This is a genomic window from Micromonospora sp. DH13, assembly GCF_020873825.1.
Taxonomy (GTDB): Bacteria; Actinomycetota; Actinomycetes; order Mycobacteriales; family Micromonosporaceae; genus Micromonospora; species Micromonospora haikouensis.
This window is the reverse complement of the sequence record NZ_JAHWGR010000021.1, coordinates 38,948-57,437: the sequence shown is the minus strand read 5'-3', so window position 1 is coordinate 57,437 and position 18,490 is coordinate 38,948. Positions and strand designations below refer to the sequence as shown.

17 protein-coding genes are annotated in these 18,490 nt (G+C 73.6%); 3 read left to right on the top strand and 14 right to left on the bottom strand.

The annotated features are described in order from the left end of the window. Positions 1-68: 68 nt before the first annotated feature. Positions 69-971, top strand: coding sequence for a phytanoyl-CoA dioxygenase family protein (locus tag LPA42_RS20220; RefSeq protein WP_228986774.1), 903 nt, complete (start codon positions 69-71; stop codon positions 969-971). 132 nt (positions 972-1,103) lie between these two features. Here the strand turns inward: LPA42_RS20220 and LPA42_RS20215 are convergent, their stop codons facing one another. The 8 genes from LPA42_RS20215 to LPA42_RS20180 all read right to left on the bottom strand — a co-directional run bounded on the left by LPA42_RS20215 (position 1,104) and on the right by LPA42_RS20180 (position 8,755). Then, the gene (locus tag LPA42_RS20215) at positions 1,104-1,748 is read right to left on the bottom strand and encodes an MOSC domain-containing protein (RefSeq protein WP_077938736.1); all 645 of its coding nucleotides are present in this window, start codon (positions 1,746-1,748) and stop codon (positions 1,104-1,106) included. A gap of 126 nt (positions 1,749-1,874) precedes the next feature. Next, on the bottom strand, positions 1,875-2,708 hold the full coding sequence (locus LPA42_RS20210) for a carbohydrate ABC transporter permease (protein WP_043969224.1): 834 nt from the start codon (positions 2,706-2,708) through the stop codon (positions 1,875-1,877). An 11-nt stretch (positions 2,709-2,719) separates the two neighbouring features. Continuing rightward, a complete protein-coding gene (locus tag LPA42_RS20205; RefSeq protein ID WP_077938735.1) occupies positions 2,720-3,706 on the bottom strand; it encodes a carbohydrate ABC transporter permease in 987 nt (328 codons plus the stop codon). Continuing rightward, the gene (locus LPA42_RS20200) at positions 3,703-4,992 is read right to left on the bottom strand and encodes a sugar ABC transporter substrate-binding protein (protein WP_043966767.1); all 1,290 of its coding nucleotides are present in this window, start codon (positions 4,990-4,992) and stop codon (positions 3,703-3,705) included. The genes LPA42_RS20205 and LPA42_RS20200 overlap by 4 nt, the downstream gene beginning before the upstream one ends. Positions 4,993-5,205: 213 nt before the next feature. Beyond that, entirely contained in the window at positions 5,206-5,487 is a 282-nt protein-coding gene (locus tag LPA42_RS20195) for a GlsB/YeaQ/YmgE family stress response membrane protein (RefSeq protein WP_077938734.1), read from the bottom strand. A gap of 206 nt (positions 5,488-5,693) precedes the next feature. Next, positions 5,694-5,981 carry a GlsB/YeaQ/YmgE family stress response membrane protein gene (locus LPA42_RS20190; RefSeq protein WP_043966762.1) on the bottom strand — a complete coding sequence of 96 codons (288 nt, stop codon included), beginning with the start codon at positions 5,979-5,981 and terminating at the stop codon, positions 5,694-5,696. A 138-nt stretch (positions 5,982-6,119) separates the two neighbouring features. Next, positions 6,120-7,997: a translation elongation factor 4 gene (gene lepA / locus LPA42_RS20185; protein ID WP_077938733.1), complete on the bottom strand. Its 1,878-nt coding sequence runs from the start codon at positions 7,995-7,997 to the stop codon at positions 6,120-6,122. Positions 7,998-8,221: 224 nt separating this feature from the next. Then, positions 8,222-8,755, bottom strand: a complete 534-nt coding sequence (locus tag LPA42_RS20180; RefSeq protein ID WP_077938732.1) for a DUF4240 domain-containing protein — start codon at positions 8,753-8,755, stop codon at positions 8,222-8,224. 83 nt (positions 8,756-8,838) lie between these two features. Here LPA42_RS20180 and LPA42_RS20175 point away from each other — a divergent pair, with 83 nt between their 5' ends. Both LPA42_RS20175 and rpsT read left to right on the top strand, forming a co-directional pair. After that, on the top strand, positions 8,839-9,831 hold the full coding sequence (locus LPA42_RS20175; RefSeq protein ID WP_228986773.1) for a phosphotransferase family protein: 993 nt from the start codon (positions 8,839-8,841) through the stop codon (positions 9,829-9,831). A gap of 389 nt (positions 9,832-10,220) precedes the next feature. After that, positions 10,221-10,487, top strand: a complete 267-nt coding sequence (gene rpsT, locus LPA42_RS20170; protein WP_043966753.1) for a 30S ribosomal protein S20 — start codon at positions 10,221-10,223, stop codon at positions 10,485-10,487. Positions 10,488-10,799: 312 nt separating this feature from the next. Here rpsT and LPA42_RS20165 read toward each other — a convergent pair whose 3' ends face one another. From LPA42_RS20165 to LPA42_RS20140, 6 genes are all read right to left on the bottom strand, one after another. Further along, positions 10,800-11,474 (bottom strand): hypothetical protein, encoded by a 675-nt coding sequence (locus LPA42_RS20165; protein ID WP_228986783.1) that lies wholly within the window; start codon positions 11,472-11,474, stop codon positions 10,800-10,802. Between the two features lie 29 nt (positions 11,475-11,503). Continuing rightward, complete coding sequence (gene holA / locus LPA42_RS20160; RefSeq protein ID WP_077938731.1) at positions 11,504-12,484, bottom strand: DNA polymerase III subunit delta; 981 nt, start codon at positions 12,482-12,484, stop codon at positions 11,504-11,506. 123 nt (positions 12,485-12,607) lie between these two features. Next, positions 12,608-15,025 (bottom strand): ComEC/Rec2 family competence protein, encoded by a 2,418-nt coding sequence (locus LPA42_RS20155; protein WP_077938750.1) that lies wholly within the window; start codon positions 15,023-15,025, stop codon positions 12,608-12,610. Between the two features lie 74 nt (positions 15,026-15,099). Next, positions 15,100-16,149: a ComEA family DNA-binding protein gene (locus LPA42_RS20150; RefSeq protein ID WP_308291155.1), complete on the bottom strand. Its 1,050-nt coding sequence runs from the start codon at positions 16,147-16,149 to the stop codon at positions 15,100-15,102. Positions 16,150-16,709: 560 nt separating this feature from the next. Beyond that, the gene (locus tag LPA42_RS20145; protein WP_077938730.1) at positions 16,710-17,483 is read right to left on the bottom strand and encodes an SDR family NAD(P)-dependent oxidoreductase; all 774 of its coding nucleotides are present in this window, start codon (positions 17,481-17,483) and stop codon (positions 16,710-16,712) included. Then, positions 17,483-18,433, bottom strand: a complete 951-nt coding sequence (locus LPA42_RS20140) for a DegV family protein (RefSeq protein WP_077938748.1) — start codon at positions 18,431-18,433, stop codon at positions 17,483-17,485. Before LPA42_RS20140 ends, LPA42_RS20145 begins: the two co-directional genes overlap by 1 nt. Positions 18,434-18,490: the final 57 nt, after the last annotated feature.

Genomic DNA, 18,490 nt, shown 5'->3' with positions numbered 1-18,490 from the left:
CGCGGGCGCAGTAGCATCGGCGTCCTGTGCCAGAAATGGTTTCACCTCATGGGGAGGGGTACGACGCGGTGTTCGATTACGACGGCCGGACCGGCTACGAACCGATCAGCGACACCGACCGCAAGGAGTTCCACGAGCAGGGCTTCCTCCTGCTGCGGAACGTGCTGACGGAGGACCACCGGGCCGCCCTGGAGGAGGCCGTCGACCGCGTGTACGCGGAGGAGAAGGCCAAGGGCAACACCACCAAGGACGGCACCCTGCACCTGCTGGGCTTCCTGGAGCGCGACGAGCTCTTCGGCCAGCTGCTGACCCACCCGATCGCCTTCCCGTACATGTGGGGGCTGGCCGGCTGGAACATCTACACCCACCACAACCACCTCGACGTCACCCCGCCGGCGCTGGAGCCGGAGAAGCCGTACTGGGGGTGGCACCAGGACGGGTACCGGCAGAACTCCGACCCGGAGACGATGGACCCGAACCTGCCCCGGCCGATGTTCTCGCTGAAGGTGGCGTACGTGCTCTCCGACCTGTCGGAGACCGGCCGCGGCGCGACCAAGGTGATCCCGGGCAGCCACCTGTGGAACTCGCTGCCCCGGCCGGCGGACCTCACGGTGCACAACCCGGACCCGGAGGGCACGGTGGAGATCACCGCGAACCCGGGCGACGCGTTCATCTTCGACCGCCGCCAGTGGCACTCCCGGTCGACGAACCTGTCGAACATCACCCGCAAGATGCTCTTCGTCGGCTACACCTACCGGTGGATCCGGCCGCTGGACGAGCTGCACATCGACACCGACGGCGAGTGGTGGGCCAACCGGACGCCGGTGCAGCGCCAGCTCTGCGGCGAGGGCACCCACACGGCCAACTACTGGGGCATCAACTGGAACGGGTACATCGACGACGAGATCCCGCTGCGCAAGGAGCTCAAGGAGCGCGGCCTGCTCGACCGCAGCATCCCCTGGCTCCGCTGACGGTGTAAGGAAGGGCCCCCTGTTAACGCATTCCGCATAGCAGGGGGCCCTTGTTAACGCCTGGGCACGGCGCGCGGCGCTCTGGCGCGGCGCTCGGCGCCTGGGGCGCGGGCCCTGGGGCCGCCGGGGCGGTCAGGCGTCGGGCGTGGCGAGCCGGCGCGCGACCTTCCGCCGCAGCGCCTCGGGCAGCTCGGGGACGTCGAGCAGCCGGGGCAGCAGCTCCGGTTCGAGGGTGCTCGCCCGGAACACCTCGCCGACGGTCACGCCGTGCGCCGGCCGCTCCACCACCTCCACCGGGTCGCCCGCGCCGACCTCGCCCTCCCGCAGCACCCGCAGGTACGCCCCCGGGGCGGCGCGCACCGTGAACCGCCTGATCAGGTCCGGTACGCCCCAGAACCCGGCGAACGTCCGGCACGGCGTGCGCGGCTTGGTGACCTCCAGCAGGGCCGTCCCGATCTGCCACCGCTCGCCGACGACCGCCCCGGTCACGTCCACCGCGTACGTGGTCAGGTTCTCACCGAAGGCACCCGGCCGGATGTCGCGGCCCAGCTCGGCCGCCCACCACGCGGCGTCCTCCTCGGCGTACGCGTAGACGATCTGGTCGGGGCCCCCGTGGTGGGCCCGTTCGCCGATGAAGTCGCCGGCCACCCCGTCGACGCGCAGCAGCACCGGCCCGTCCACCGGCCGCTTGTCGATCCCGCTGCGGCCGCTCGCGTCGCCCGCCCACTCCGCCTCGGTCACCACGCCGAGGTTCACCGTCACCAGCCTGCCCGTCATGGCGACAGCCTACGGCGGCATCGCGGCCCGCCGATGCCCCGCCCGACGCCGCCCGTCTGCCCGACGGGGTGTGAGAAGGGGGCCCTTCTCGACAGAATGCGTTAACAAGGGGCCCTTCCTTGCACCTCAGCCCTTGACGGCGCCCGCCACCAGGCCGGAGACCATCCGACGCTGCACCAGCAGGAAGAAGACGATCACCGGCAGGGTGAACAGCGTCGAGGCGGCCATCACCGGCCCCCAGGCGGTGTCGTCGCGGCCGAAGAAGAACGTCATCGCCACCGGCAGGGTGTAGCGGTCCTGGTCGTTGACGAAGGTGAGGGCGAAGATCAACTCGTTCCAGGCGGTGATGAAGGAGAAGATGCTCGTGGCCACCAGGCCCGGCGCGACCAGCGGGAACAGGACGCGGCGGAAGGTCTGGGCGCGGCTCGCGCCGTCGATCGCCGCGGCCTCCTCCAACTCCTTGGGCACGGCGGCCACGAAGCCGCGCAGCATCCAGACCGCGAACGGCAGCGAGAAGCCGAGGTACGTCAGGACCAGGCTGGGCAGCGTGTTGTAGAGGCCCAGCCGCTGGATCATCAGGAACAGCGGGATGACCAGCGCCTCCAGCGGGATCATCTGCACCACCAGCAGCATGATCAGGAAGCTGGTGCGCAGCTTGAACCGGAACCGGGCCACCGCCGTCGCGGCGAGCAGCGCGACGAGGCCGCTGAGCACCACGGTCGACACCGCCACGAGCACGGAGTTGAGGAAGAAGTCCAGGAACGTGACGCCGGGGATGAGGTTGCCGGTGAGGATCTCCCGGTAGTGCTCCAGCGTCGGCGCGGTCGGCACCGGCCGGGGCGTGGCCGAGAAGATCTCCCGGTTCGGCTTGAGCGACGTCGCGATCATCCAGTAGACGGGGAACGCCGCGAAGAGCGCCACCAGCAGGCCCGCCCCGTTGAGGGCGACCCGCTTCACCACCGCGCCGCGCTTCACGCGTCCTCCTCCTGCTTGAGCACCATCCGCACGTAGAGGCCGGTCACCACCAGCAGGATCAGCGTGAGGATGACGGCGATCGCCGCGCCCAGGCCGTACTTGGGGGGCGGGGAGAACGCCTCGGCGTACGAGTAGATCGACAGCATGAACGTCGGCCGGTCCTGGGTGCCGCCGGCCAGCACGAACTGCTGGGTGAACACCTTGAAGTCCCAGATCGTGGAGAGCACCACGAGGATGCCGAAGACGGGCCGCAGCAGCGGGAAGGTGATCTTCCAGAAGACCTTCCACGGGCCGGCCCCGTCGACCCGGGCCGCCTCGTGCAGCTCGCTCGGCACGCTCTTCAGCCCCGCCAGCACGCTCACCGCGATGAACGGGAACGAGTGCCAGACCACCACGAGGGTGAGGATCGAGAAGAACATCAGCGGCGAGTTGAACCAGCCGTACCCGGTCCAGTCGGCGCGGCCGAACAGGGCGTTCGACAGCCCGTCGGGCAGGGTGTTGAACAGCCAGGTCACCAGGCCCGAGGTGTCGTCGAACAGCCACTTCCACACGATGGTGCCGGTCAGCGCCGGGGTGGCCCAGGCCAGCATCACGCAGCTCGCGACGAAGGTGGCCATCCGCTTGCCGAGCCGGTTGAGCAGCAGCCCGACCAGCGTGCCGAGGATCATCGTGAGGGCGACGTTGGCCACGGCGAAGAGCACCGTGTTGCGCAGCACCGTGCGGAAGAACGGGTCGCCGAGGATCTCGGCGTAGTTGCCGAGCCCGACCCACGGCCAGTCCCGGTCGCCGCGCAGTTGCCGGACGTTGTCGAGCCGGAAGAAGGACATCGCCACGACCTGGCCGAGCGGCCACAGCAGCAGCACGCCGATGATCGCCAGGCAGGGCAGGAGCAGCAGGTAGGGCAGGCGGTCGACCCGGCGACGCCGCCGCGCGGGGGTCTCCCGCGCGGCAGGCGTCTCCGGTGCCTGGGTCAGCATGGTCACTTCGCGTTGAGGATGCTTTCCATCTCGGCGGCCGCGTCGGCGGTGGCCTGCTCGACCGTCTTCTGACCCTTGATGACCGAGCTGTTCATAGCCTGGGTCACCGTCTTGGTGCGGCTGACCTCGACCCACTTCGGGGTGAGCGGGGTCAGCCTGGTGTTCTGCAACGAGGTGGCGAACGCGGCCATGATCTTGTCGTTGGCGTACTCGCCGCCGCCGACGAGGTCGGAGTAGACCGGGAAGAAGCCGAGGCTGCTGGCGAACTCCTTGTCCTTCTGCTTGCTCAGCAGCACGGTCAGGTAGTCCCAGGCGAGGTCCTGCTTCTTGCTGTCCTGCCACAGGGCGATGTCCGAGCCGCCGGCGAAGGCCGGGGCCGGCTTGCCGTCCGGGCCGGGGATGGGGAAGGTGCCCCAGACCTTCTCGATCTCGGGGTTGTCCTTCTTGATGGCGCCGGCCTGCCAACTGCCGGCGAAGGCCATCGCCGCCTTGCCGGTGGCGAACTGGGTGCGGGCGTCGATCTCGTTCCACCCGGCGGCGGCGGGCGGGGCGACCTTGTGCACGGTGACGAGGTCGGTCCAGAACTTGACCGCCTGCTGGGCCTGCGGGCTGGTGTAGCCGGACTTCCAGGTGTCCCCCTGCTGGGTGGCGATCTCGCCGCCCGCGCCCCAGAGGAAGGAGTAGAAGGGCAGCTCCGAGTTGCCCGGCAGCGCGATGCCGTAGGTGCCCGGCTTCTTGGCCTGCACGGCCTTGGCGGCGGCGACCAGCTCGTCCCAGTTCGTCGGCGGCTTGACGCCGGCCTCGGCGAACCAGTCGGTGCGGTAGTAGAGGGCGCGGACGCCGGCGTACCACGGCACGCCGTACTGCTTGCCGTCGAGCTGGGCGTTTCGGACGAGGTCGGGCAGGATGTCCTTGCCCTCGGGCCAGGCGGCGAACTTGGCGGTGACGTCGGCGAGCGCCTCCTGGGCGGCCCAGCCCTGGGTCTCGGTGTTGCCGAGCTCGGTCACGTCGGGGCCTTCGCCACCGGCGAGGGCCGCCTGGAACTTCTTCGGTGCCTCAAGCCAGGGGATGTACTGGACGACGACGTCGGTGTCGGGGTGCTTCTTCTTGAACTCGGCCTCGACGCCGTCGAGGAACGCGGTCTGCGCCTCGCTGCCCTCGCCCATCATCCAGACGGTCAGCTTGCTGTTGTCGGCGGCCTCGTCGTCGCCCGAGCCGCCGCAGCCGGCGAGCACCATCGCGGCCGACGCCACCACGGCGGTGACCGGGGCCAGCCGTTTCCACCTGTTCACGCCACATCTCCCTCGCGCCGTCCTGGCACTAACCTTCTCTGCCGCACCCTAGTAGGAAAAATTCCTTTACGACAGGGGGCGGGCGGGGGCGAGGCGACCGTACCGCAGGCGAGGAACCCGGGGGCAGCCCGACTTCGGGGCAAAACCGGGCGTACGCGCGCGAACGGGCGCCCGGCCGCGGAGGCCGGACGCCCGTTCGTGCGTGCGGGGTGCTTACCGGTGGGTGACGCTGCGGCGACCGCCCACGCCCGCCACGATCGCCACCGCGATGGCGGCGACCACGACCTGGACGAGCAGCTCGGCCCAGTCGATGCCGGAGGTCTCGGTGGCGATGCCCACCGCCCGGGCGAGCACCGTGCCGAGCAGGGCCGCGCCCACGCCGATCAGCATGTGCAGCCAGATCGGCATGTTCTGCCGGCCCGGGACGACCAGGCGGCCCAGAGCGCCGACGATCAGACCGACGATGAGCGCGGTGATGATTCCGACAACGGTCATGGTCGTTCTCCTCAGAAAGCTTAAAAGGTTTGTTCACTGTCGCGACCATCAAGTTCCCGGGCCGCCGGAAATTCAAACCCGTCATCGCGGCATGCGGTCAGAAAGCTGCCGCCGGGACACGTCCCCGCAGGCCAGGAGCGCCGGACAAAATGCGAACGGGCGCCCGACCGCAATGGTCGGACGCCCGTCGAGCCAGCGATGTGTCGTTACCGGTGGGTGACGCTGCGGCGGCGGCCCACACCGGCGACCAGGGCCACGGCGATGGCGGCCAGCACGACCTGGACCAGCAGCTCGCCCCAGTCCACGCCGGCGGTCTCGGTGGCGATGCCCATGGCCCGGGCGAGCACGGTGCCGAGCAGGGCCGCGCCGATGCCGATCAGCATGTGCAGCCAGATCGGCATGTTCTGCCGACCCGGGACGACCAGGCGGCCCAGAGCGCCGACGATGAGACCAACGACGATGGCGGTGATGATGCCCCAAACGGTGAGCTCCACGGTCGCCCTCCTCCTCAAGAAGTGTCACAACGGTGTGTTGAAGCTGTCGTGACCGCTAAGTTCCCGAGGGCCCGAAATTCCAAACCCGGCCGGGGCGTCGCGCCCGGCCGGGTTCGTGTCACACCACCGAGGACACCCTCACTTCTTGCCGGCGGCCTTGCCGTCGCCGGAGTCGGACGAGAGGGCGGCGATGAAGGCCTCCTGGGGGACCTCGACCCGGCCCACCATCTTCATCCGCTTCTTGCCCTCCTTCTGCTTCTCCAGCAGCTTGCGCTTGCGGCTGATGTCACCGCCGTAGCACTTGGCGAGCACGTCCTTGCGGATCGCCCGGATGGTCTCGCGGGCGATCACCCGGCTGCCGATGGCCGCCTGGATCGGCACCTCGAACTGCTGGCGCGGGATCAGGTTGCGCAGCTTCGCGGCGATGGTGACGCCGTAGTTGTACGCCTTGTCCTTGTGCACGATGGCGCTGAACGCGTCCACCGGCTCGCCGTGCAGCAGGATGTCCACCTTCACCAGGTCGGACGCCTGCTCGCCGGAGGGCTCGTAGTCCAGGGAGGCGTACCCCTTGGTGCGGCTCTTGAGCTGGTCGAAGAAGTCGAAGATGATCTCGGCCAGGGGCAGGGTGTACCGCAGCTCGACGCGGTCCGCCGAGAGGTAGTCCATGCCGAGCAGGCTGCCCCGGCGGCCCTGGCACAGCTCCATGACCGCGCCGACGTAGTCGTTCGGGGTCAGGACGGTGGCCCGCACCACCGGCTCGTACACCTCGGCGATCTTGCCGGTGGGGTACTCGCTCGGGTTGGTCACCACCAGTTCCTGGCCGTCCTCCGTGATGGCCCGGTAGACCACGTTCGGGGCGGTGGAGATCAGATCGAGGTTGTACTCCCGCTCCAGCCGCTCCCGGATGATCTCCAGGTGCAGCAGGCCGAGGAAGCCGCAGCGGAAACCGAACCCGAGCGCGCCCGAGGTCTCCGGCTCGTAGTCGAGCGCGGCGTCGTTGAGCTTGAGCTTGTCCAGCGCCTCGCGCAGGTTGGGGTAGTCGGACCCGTCGATCGGGTAGAGGCCGGAGTAGACCATCGGCTTCGGGTCCTTGTAGCCGCCCAGGGCCTGGGTCGCGGGCCGACTGTTGATGGTGACGGTGTCACCGACCCGGGACTGGCGGACGTCCTTCACGCCGGTGATCAGGTAACCCACCTCGCCGACGCCCAGCGCGTCGGCCTTCACCATCTCCGGGGAGATGACGCCGATCTCCAGCAGCTCGTGGACCGCGCCGGTGGACATCATCTTGATCCGGTCCCGGGCGCTGATCCGGCCGTCGATCACCCGGACGTAGGTGACCACGCCCCGGTAGACGTCGTACACCGAGTCGAAGATCATCGCGCGGGCGGGCGCGGCGGCGTCGCCGACCGGCGCGGCGAACTGCCGGACGATCTCGTCGAGCAGGTGCGGCACGCCGATGCCGGTCTTGCCGGAGACCCGGATGCAGTCCGCCGGGTCGCCGCCGATCAGGTGGGCCAGCTCCTCGGCGTACTTCTCGGGCTGGGCGGCCGGCAGGTCGATCTTGTTGAGCACCGGGATGATCCGCATGTCGTTCTCGAGCGCCAGGTAGAGGTTCGCCAGGGTCTGCGCCTCGATGCCCTGGGCGGCGTCGACCAGCAGCAGCGCGCCCTCGCAGGCGGCCAACGACCGGGACACCTCGTACGTGAAGTCGACGTGCCCCGGGGTGTCGATCATGTTGAGGACGGCCTGCTCGCCGGCCCGGTCGCCCTCCCGGATCGTCCACGGCATCCGCACGGCCTGGCTCTTGATGGTGATGCCGCGCTCGCGCTCGATGTCCATCCGGTCCAGGTATTGCGCGCGCATCTGCCGGGGGTCGACCACGCCGGTGAGCTGCAACATCCGGTCGGCCAGGGTCGACTTCCCGTGGTCGATGTGGGCGATGATGCAGAAGTTCCGGATGCGCGCCGGGTCGGTGGCACCAGGAGCGTTCGCGCCGGAATCGAGCGTCGGTGGCACAGCGGTCCGTTCTGGTCGGCTGACGTGAGCGGGCCGGCGCGGACGCCAGCCCCCTCTATGCTCCCACGTCGCCCCCGGGGCGGTCGGATCACTCCTCCCGGCGTCCCACCGGGCCGCCGGGCCCGCCCCGGCCCGTCACTCCGGCTCACCCCCGCCGGCCCCGGCTCACCCCCGCAGGCAGGGCTCACTCCCGCGCAGCACGGCTCACTCCTGCAGGACGCGGCTCACTCCTGCGGGGCCTCGACGAACAGGGCGGCGAGCTTCGGCAACTGGCGGCGGGCCTCGTCCTCGTCGTCGAAGTCCCAGAACTCGCCCAGCTCCGGGTAGGGAACCTCCTCCACCGGCGGCAACTCGGCGGCGGTCGCCTTCCGGTACGCCTCCTCCGCGACCGTCAGCATCGCCTCCGCCTCGAACTCCTCGCCGGTGAGCGCCGCCTGACGGATCTTCGGCAGCTCGGCCAGCGAGTCCGGGTCGGCCACGGCACGGGCGAAGACCTGCCGACCCTGGGTCATCAGCCAGCCCCGGAAGTATTCGAACCCGTCGTCCGACGCGCCGCCGTTGATCAGGTAGGCCGCACCCCAGAGCTCGGCCCGGTGGGACGCCGCCATCACCCGGCGCTGGTGCCGCGCGTACCCGATGATGTCGGCGGCGTCGCGCTCGGCCAGCAGCGCGACCGCCCGGGCGGCGACCGCGCCGGCCGCGCCGCCCCCGCCGGCCCGGGCCTGGTCGATCAACTGCCAGAAGTCGTCGGTCCTCATGGTCTGGCAGTCTGGCAGAGCCGTCCGACGCCGGCGGGCGACACGGTACGGCGGGAGTGGGCGGGGTGGGGCAGCATGGGCGGGTGACCCCGATCGCGCTCCCCCCGGTGTCGTACGACGCGACCGCCCACCGCCCCTCCTGGGCGGAACTGCCGGCGGGGCTGCGGGCGGCGGTGACCGCCCGGCTGGGCGCGCCCGTGTCGGAGGTGAAGGTGGCCGGCGCCGGGTTCACCCGGGGCTTCGCCGCCCTGGTGGCGGGTGCCGACGGCCGGCGCGTGTTCGTCAAGGCGGCGTCGCTGACCGAGCAGCGTCACCTCGTCGACTGGTACGCCCGGGAGGCCGCCGTGCTCGACCGGCTCCCCGCCGGCCTGCCGGTCCCCCGCCCGCGCTGGACGGTCTCGGCGGCCGGCTGGTACGCCCTCGGCCTGGACGCCATCGACGGCCGGACGCCCACGCTGCCCTGGGCCCGCGCCGACCTCGACGCCACCCTGGCCGGGTACGCCGAGGTGGCGGCGGCCCTGGCCGACCCGCCGCCCGAACTGGTCGCGCTCGGCCTGCCCCGGCTGGCCGACCTGGCCCGGGAGGACATCCTCTGGTGGGGCGAGGTGGCCGCCGGCCGGGAGCCGGCCCCGGACCTGCCGCCCGGGGCGCGGCGGCGGCTGCCCGACCTGGTCACGCTGGAGTCCCGCCTCCCCGGGTACGCCGAACGCGGCGGGCTCGCCCACGGCGACCTGCGCCTGGACAACGTGCTCGTCGACCCGGCCGGGCGGGCCTGGTTCTGCGACTGGAACTGGCTCTGCCACGGGCCGGCCTGGTTCGACCTGGTCAGCCTGCTGATCACCGCCCACGCCAGCGGACTGGACGCCGACGCGCTCTTCGCGGGGCACCCGGCGACCGCCGGGGCACCCACGGACGCCCTCGACGTGACACTCGCCGCGCTCTCGGGGTACCTGCTCACCTCGGCGGCCTCCGGCCCGACGGACGCGTCCCCGCACCTGCGGGCCCACCAGCGCTGGAGCGGTGAGCAGGCCCTCGGCTGGCTCGCCGCCCGACAGGGCTGGGACCTCGCCGCCTGACGCCGTGGGGCTCGCTCGCCGCCCGACCGCGTGGGGCTTCGCCGCCCGACCGCGTGAGGCTCGCCGTCAGGCGGGGGTGGGGCTTCGCCGCCCGCCCGCGTGGGCTTCGGTGCCTGGCCGCGTGAGGCTTGGTGCCGCACGGGGCTGGGCCGCGTCACCCGGCGGGGCCCGGCCTGCCGTGCCCTGCGGACACTGTCCGGCCTGCAGTGCCGGGCCTACGGTGCCCGGCCTGCGGTGACCGGTCCGGTGGAGGCCCGGCCGGCGGGGGCGCGAAGGGCTGTTTTGGCTCGTCCCGACGGACCTGGTAACCTGGCTCTTCGCGCAGCGATGACGCATGCTCGTCGCGCGCACAAGCAGACCAACCCGAGCTATCAAGACGAGGCTGTCGCGTGGCGAACATCAAGTCCCAGATCAAGCGCAACCGGCAGAACGAGAAGCGCCGGCTGCGTAACAAGTCGGTCAAGTCGTCGCTGAAGACCGCCATCCGGAAGTTCCACGAGGCCGCTGAGGCCGGTGACGCCGAGAAGGCCGCCGTTCTCATGCGGGACGCCTCGCGCAAGCTGGACAAGGCGGTCAGCAAGGGCGTGATCCACTCCAACCAGGCGGCCAACCGCAAGTCGGCGATCGCCAAGCGCGTGGTCTCGCTCTCCGCCTGACGCGGCGAACACAGACCTGAGCCGGAAGCCCCGGGACCACCGGGGCTTCCGGCTTTCCGCGCGCCTGCCCGCCCGGCGCTGGGCCTTCCGGCAACGCAGGCGCTGCCATGTCGGCGACATGGGGCCTTCCGGCGGCGCTGATACCACCATGTCGGCGACATGGAGTCGATCACTTCAGTCCGCCACCGGCCCGCGAGGATCGCGCGTCCTGGAGGATCGCCCCGTCCCCAAGGATCGCCGTCCCGAAGGATCGTCCCGTGCCGAAGGATCGTCCTGTCCCGGAGGATCCCGCTTCCCGGGCCGGCAGTCGGATCACCGGTCGGGTCGGGTCTCCTCCACCCAAGGCGCCGGGCCGAACCCGGCGAACTCGGAGCCGACGAACCGAGGGTCGGCGAACTCGGAGCCCACGAGGCGGGGATCGACGAACCGGGGATCGGCGAACCCGGGGCCGACCGATTCGGAGTCGACGAGAGCGTCGGGGCCCACGCCCGGAGCCACGGACGGTCCGCCAGACCGCACGCTGCTGATGGCGACCCGGCCCCGTGCGCCAGCCGCACCGGCTGCGCCAGCCGCGCTGGCGTGGCCGCCGGCACCGGGCACAGTGGCGCCGACGTTCCGGGCCGAGGCACCAGGGTTCCCAAACGGGACACCGGCACCGCCGAACGGGGCGGCCGCACTCCGCACCGAGGCGCGGCCGACGACGGGCTCCAACTGCCGGCGGAAGCGGTCCCGCTCCTGCTCGGGCACCAGGGCGGCCGTCCGGACCACCAGCTCCGCCACCATGTCGTTGAGCTTGACCATCACGGCCACGGCGGCGGGCAGGACGAGCACCGCCCACCAGGTCACCAGCTCGGCCAGGGCGAGCAGGGCGGCCAGCGAGACGGCCCCCTCGAAGAAGAGGAAGCAGAGCACCCCCCCGGGGTTGACGAACCGCAGGCCGAGGGCCCGGGCGTAGAGGGGGCGGTACCGCTCCTCCTCGGTGGGCACGGTCGCCCACGACGCCCGGACCGGCCGGTTCACCGGGCGCCGCCCTGCCGGGCCGCCGCAACCGAGAAGACCGCCCGCTCCAGGGCGTACGCCCGGTCGTCCGAGCCGCCCTTGACCGCCGCGTTGCACTCGGCGGCCGCCTGCATCGCCCGCACCAGTCCCTCCGGCGTCCAGCCCCGGGCCCGCTGCTGGGCGCTCTTGACCTTCCACGCCGGCATGCCGAGGCTGCTGGCCAGCTGGTACGGGTCGCCCCGCCCCGCCGCTGCGACCCGGGCGACGGTACGTACGCCGTCGGCCAGCGCGTCGGCGATCGGGACCGGGTCGACGCCGACGTGCAGCGCCCAACGCAGCGCCTCCAGCGCCGCCGGGATGTCGCCGACCATGGTGGCGTCCGCGACGGTGAAGCCGGTCACCTCCACCCGCCCCTTGTAGTAGCGGGCCACGGTGTCGGCACCGATCCGGCCGTCGGTGTCGGCGACCAGTTGGGAGCAGGCGGCGGCCAGCTCGCGCAGGTCGGTGCCGACCGCCGCGATGAGCGCCTCCGCCGCGTCGTCGGTGCATCTGCCGCCGGCCCGGCGCACCTCGTCGCGGACGAAGGCCACCCGCTCGCGGTGCCCCTTGAGCTTCGCCGCGGGCACCACGGTCGCGCCGGCCGCCCGCAGCCCGTCCGCGAACGCCTTGCCCTTGGCCGCCCCGAGGTGCAGCACCACGAGGTGGACCTCGGGGTCGGGGTTCTTCGCGTACGCCAGCAGGGCGGCGACCAGGTCCTTGCGGGCGTCCTGACCGGAGCGCAGGACCAGCACCCGCCGGCCGCCGAACAGCGACGGGCTGAGCATCTCGGCGATCTCGCCGACGGCCAGTGCTCCGGCCTGGTATTCCCGGACGTCCACGCCCGCGTCGACGGCGCGGACCCGGGCCACCGCTTCGGTCACCGCGCGCGTGGCGAGCAACTCCTCGTCGCCGAGGACCAGCAGAATGGGGGCGAGGTCGGGCGCGGTCACGCCGCCCATGTTCGCACGTCCCCTCCGCCGCGCGTGCCTGCTCGTCGAGCCCCGTGACGCCAGACCCCGCACTCAACGCAAATCTAGACATTCAACTCTCTACACCATCAATGCCGCCAATGCCCTGGGGTCTCACGGGCGTTGTCCGGGCGGCACGCCCCTGACCACCACGGCCATGCCGTCGCCGCCACTGCGGACCACCGCCACGTCCCCGTCGGTGTCGGTGCGCAGCACCCGGGCACCGCCGCGCACCAGCCGGGCGAGAACGGCGGCGTTCGGGTGCCCGTACGAGTTGCCGGCGCCGACCGGCACCAGCGCGACGCTCGGCCGGACGGCGTCCAGGAACGCCGGGTCCTGGTACGCCGACCCGTGGTGGGCGACCTTCAGCACGTCGGCCCGTACGCCGCCGGACGGCATCCGGTCGAGCAGAGCCCGCTGCTCCTCCGTCTCGGCGTCCCCGGCGAGCAGGATCCGCACCCCGGCGACCGTGGCCCGCAGCACCAGCGAGTTGTTGTTCGGATCGGACCGGGTGCCCCGCAGCGGATACGGCGGCCCGAGCACGACCAGTTCCACCCCGCCGGCCCGGTACGCCCACCCGGCCGGGGCCGGAGCCAGCACCGCCCCGCCCGCCGCCGCGGCGGCCCGCACCAGGTCCCGCCCGGCGGCGGGCTCGGGCCACTGCGGGGTGCGTACCGCCGCGACCCGGCGCCCCCGGAACACCCCGGCGACCCCGCCGGTGTGGTCGACGTGGAAGTGGCTGAACAGCAGCAGCGGCACCTCCCGTACGCCGAGCCGCCGCAGGCAGCCGTCCACCGCCGCCGGGTCCGGACCGGCGTCGACCACCACCGCCCGGCCGACGGCCACCGGCAGCACCAGCGCGTCGCCCTGGCCCACCGCGCACGCCACCGCCACCCAGCGGTCGGGCGGCCAGCCGCCGGCGACGAGGCGGACCGGCAGGGTGCCGGCGACCACCGCGACGGCGACCACCACCACCAGCCGGCGCACCACCGGCCGCCGGGTGGCGACCAGCAGCGCCACGGTCAGCCCGGCCAGCAGCAGCGCGCCCGGCACCCCGTCCGGCCAGGGCAGCGTGCCGGCGGGCAGCCGGGCACCGTACCGGGCGACCGTGACGAGCCACCAGGCCGGCCAGCTCGCCAGCCACGCCGCCAGCTCCGCACCGGGGGACCAGACCGGGGACAGCACCGCCGCCGCGACGCCGAGCACCGTGGCGGGCGCGATCGCCGGGACGGCCAGCAGGTTCGCCGGGACCGCCACCAGGCTCACCGTGCCGGAGATCCCGGCGACCACCGGGCCGCAGGCGAGCTGCGCGGCGGCCGGCACGGCCAGCGCCTCGGCGAACCCGGGCGGCACACCCCGCCGGCGCAGCCCGTCGCGCCACCCGGGGGCGAGCAGCAACAGCCCTGCCGTGGCCAGCACGGACAGGGCGAACCCCGGGTCGCCGGCCAGTTCCGGGTCGAACAGCACCAGCGCCGCCACCGCCGCGGCCAGCGCCGGCAGGGCGGCCCGGGGCCGGCCGGCGGCCAGCGCCGCCAACCCGATCGCGCCCATGGTGGCGGCGCGCACCACGCTCGGCGAGGGGCGGACCAGGATGACGAAGCCGACCAGGGCCAGTACGCACAGCCCGGCGGCCACCCGTGGACCGGCCCTGGCCCACCGGGCCAGCAGGAGCACCGCGCCGACGACGATCGCCACGTTGGAGCCCGAGACGGCGTTCAGGTGGGTCATGCCCGTCGTGCGGAAGTCCTCCTCCACGGCCGGCAGCAGTCGACTGGTGTCGCCGACCACGAGGCCGGGCAGCAGCCCGCCCTGCTCGTCGGGCAGCGGCTCGCAGACGCGTTGCAGACCCGCCCGGAGGGTGCCGGCGGCCCGCTGCGACCACGGGGGCGGTCCGTGCGGCGTCGGCGCGCCGCGCACGGTGAGCACCGCGGCGGTCAGGTCACCGCCGCGCGGCGCGCCGAGTCGCCCCTCGGTGGTCAGCCGCTGCCCGGGCAGCAACGCCCGCCACGCCGGGTCGGTGGCGAGCAGCAGGACCCGCAGGGACGCGACGACCCGCACGCCGTCGGGGCCGGTCAGGGCGACCGACTCGGCCCGCACCAGCAGGGTCGCGGGGCGGCCCGCGACGCCCCGGAGCGGGCGCGGGTCGGCCCGTACGACCAGGTCGGCGGTGACCGTGGCCCGGTCGTCGACGAGCGCGCGGACGGCGGGGGCGTCCCGGACGCCGAGCCGGGCGGCCGTCGCCGTCGCCCCGCACACCACGCCGAGCAGCACGGCCACGGCGATCCACCCGTGCCGCCGGACGGGGCCCGCAGGGCGTCCCAACCAGCCGAGCAGGTGCGCCGCGACGAGCGCGGCCAGCCCGGCCGCCCCGGCGGCGAGCAGCGCCGCCGACCGGGCGCTCAGGTGCAGGCTCGCCAACGCGGCCAGCCAGGCGGCCACGGCCAGCCCGGCCAGCCGCAGGTCGGGCCCGTCCCCGGCACCGGCGACCCGCTCGGCCGGCGGATCGCCCGCTGTCCCGACCCCGGCCAGCAGAGCCCCGGGTGCGGTGACGACCGCGCCGCCGTGGCCTGCCGACGCATCCGCCGCCGGCGCCCCCGCGCTCCCGCTCACACCGTCACCAGTTCCTTGAGCTGCTCGTACCGGGAGTCGCCGATGCCCTCCACCTGGCGCAGGTCGCCCACCGAACGGAACCCCCCGGTGCGGTCGCGGTGGTCGAGGATGCGCTGGGCCAGCACCGGTCCCACCCCGGGCAGCGTGTCGAGCTGGGCGAGGGTGGCCGTGTTCAGGTTGATCAACCCGGCCGGGGCCGCCCCACCCCCGGCGGCCGGCTGCCCAGGTGCGGCCGGGGCGGCACCCGGCTGACCCGGCGGGGCGGTGACACCGACCAGGATCAGCTCGCCGTCGACGACTTTGCGGGCCGGGTTGAGCAATGCCACGTCGACGCCGGGCAATGCGCCGCCGGCGGCCTGCACCGCGTCGCCGACCCGCGCGCCCGCCGGCACCCGGACCAGCCCGGGGCGGCGTACTTTGCCGGCGACGGCCACCACCAGCTCACCGCCCGGCGTCGGGGCGGCGACCGGCGCTTCCGCCCCCGGTGTCGCGTCGAAGCCGGCGGCGGCGGACGGCTCGGCCCGGACGGGTTCGGCCTGCGGGCGGGAGCGCCACGCCCAGAAGCCGGCGGCGAGCACCACCGCGACAGCTACCGCCGCCAGCGCACGCACGCCCCGCCGGCCGGGGTCGAACGCGCCGGGCCCCGGCAGCCGCGACGACCACGACGCGGACGCCGGTTCGCCGTCGGGGCCGAGCGTCGACTCGCCGGAACGCCCCGAATCGTCGCCGCCGAGCAGGCCGCCGCGCCCCAGACCACCGCCCCCGGGTGAACCGGCGCGCCCCAGACCGTCGTCTCCGGCCGAGCCGGACCGGCCCAGGCCACCGCCCCCGAACGAGCCGGACCGACCCAGAGCGTCACCCCCGAGCGAGCCGGACAGGCCCAGAGCGTCACCCCCGAGCGGGTCCCGGACGGGAGACGACGCGCGGGCGATCCGTCGGCCCGAGCCGGGGTGCCGTTCCCCCGGCCAGGGCACCGGCCGCTCGATCATCGACCCGTCGGCGAGCGGCCACCGGTCCTCCGGCGGCACCACGACGGCCCGCCCCACAGCAGGCCCACCCGTCGGTCCCGGTGCCGGCGGCCGTCCGGCCGCCTCGGGCCGCCCGCCCGCCGGTGGCGCGACCGGCTCCGCCGGCACGGCCGGGCGTACTGCGGGTGTAGCCGGCGACGGGTCGCCCGCCAGCCATCGCAGTCGCCGCCGTACGACCGTCTCCTCGTCGTCTGACACGGCGCGAGGTTAGGCCGGCACAAGGCCCCTCCGAGGCCCACCGACCACCGCCTGTGGACAACGAAGGCCCTTGTGGACAACCGCCTGATCATGCCCACCATGTGCTAAGGCAGCGAAACCCCACCCCACCCGGCAGCCCGCGCCCCCAGCCACCCGGTGATCAAGAAGTTTGCGTCACCGTCGAGATCAATCCTGACGCTTTTCTCTTGATCGACGGGTCGGGGGTGCCGGGGGTGGTCGGTGATGTCGTATTCGACTCAGCTCCCTATGCAGCAGGGGAAGCACTCCCGCACCGACGGTCCCCGCCACCTGGTCCGGGACCAGTGGCCGGACCTACCACCGGGACGGCAGGCGACAGCGCTCGGCGGCGGGATCTGCGGTCAGTGGGCCTCGGGGTCCAGGCCGAGCGCGGCCCGACCGCCGTCGACCGGCAGGGTGACGCCGTTGACGAAGCTCGCCTGCGGCGAGAGCAGGTACGCCACCGCCTCCGCCACCTCGTCCGGGCGGCCGATGCGGCCCACCGGGTGCAGCCGGCCGAGTTCCGCCTCGACCCGCGCCGCATCGGCCGGCGGGAGGCCGGCGAGGAACGTCTCGTGCCGCTCGGTCACCACCGAGCCCAGCGCGACGGCGTTAGTCCGGATGCCGTGCCGGCCGTGGTCGACGGCCAGCGCCCGGGTCAGCCCCTCCACGGCGGCCTTCGCCACGGAGTACGGCAGTGCGCCGGGGACTGCCCGACGGGCCTGGTGGGAGGAGACGTTGACGATCGCCCCACCACGCCCGGCGGCCCGGAACCGACGGACGGCCGTCGCGGCGCCGACCACGGCCGGCCGTACGTTGAGCCCGATCAGCTCGTACAGCTCGGCGGGGTCGGTGGAGTCGGCCACGCCATCACGGAACACCGCCGCGTTGTTGACCCAGCCGGCCAGCGGTGCGGCGCGTTCGGCGAGGTCCGCCGCGCGGGCGGCGTCGTCCGCGTCACCGGCGTCGCCGACGACGGCGCGCACCCGGTCCCCGGCGGGGTGCGTCCGGGTCCACTCCGTCGTCGCCGGGTCGCGTTCCAGCACCACCACCGTGTCACCGGGGGCGAGCAGCCGCTCGACGATCGCCCGGCCGATCCCCCGGCCCCCGCCCGTCACCACGAAGGAGCCACCCATCAGCGTGCCTCCACCTCTCCGTCAGGCCCCGAGCCGACCGGCCCCGAATCGACCGAACCCGCACCGGCCGGGCCCGAGCCGGATTCCCGCCCGCCCAGGCCGGGACGGCGGTGCACGACGACGCAGGCCAGCCCCGGGCCGGCGTGCGCGGCGACCACCGCGCCGGCCTCCGTGACGTACGTCGAACGGACCCGGCCGCCGAGCCGCTCGGTGAGCGCGGCGAGGAGCTGCTCGGCGCGTTGCGGGGCGGCGAGGTGGTGCACGGCGAGGTCGACGTCGGCGTCGCCGGCCGCCTCGACGGCGAGGTCGACCAGGCGGGCCACGCCCCGGCTGGCGGTGCGCACCTTGTCCTTGAGCACGATCGCCCCGTCCGGCATGTGCATGATCGGCTTGACCGACAGGGCGGTGCCGAGCAGCGCCTCGGCGGCCCCGATCCGGCCGCCCCGGCGCAGGAACTCCAGGGTGTCGACATAGAAGTAGATCGTGGTGCGGTCGATCGCGTCGGCCGCCGCGCGGCGTACCCCCGGAAGGTCGGCGCCCACGGCGGCGGCCTCGGCGGCCGCGAGCGCCGGGAAGCCGAGGCCCATGCCGGTGGAGCGGCTGTCGACGACCGCGACCCGGTCGCCGCCGACCTGCGCGGCGGCGAGCCGGGCGGCCTCGACGGTGCCGGACAGCTCGGCGGACAGGTGCACCGAGACCACCGCGTCGGCACCGGCGTCGAGCAGGTCGCGGTACGTCCGCGCGAACTGCTCCGGTGCCGGGCGGGAGGTGCTGACCGAGACCCGCCGGCCGCCGAGCGCCCGGGTGGCGTCGTCGGGGAACGTCTCGACGCCCTCCAGCCCCTCCGCGCCGTTGAGCACCACGGTCAGCGGCACGACGGTGAGCCCGCGCTGGCGCACCAGCTCGGGCGGGAGGTAGGCGGTGGAGTCGGTGACGACCGCGACGGGCATTCCGGCACCGTAGCCGATCCGGGCCCAGGCCGCCGGGGCCACCTGGCCCGCCCGCCC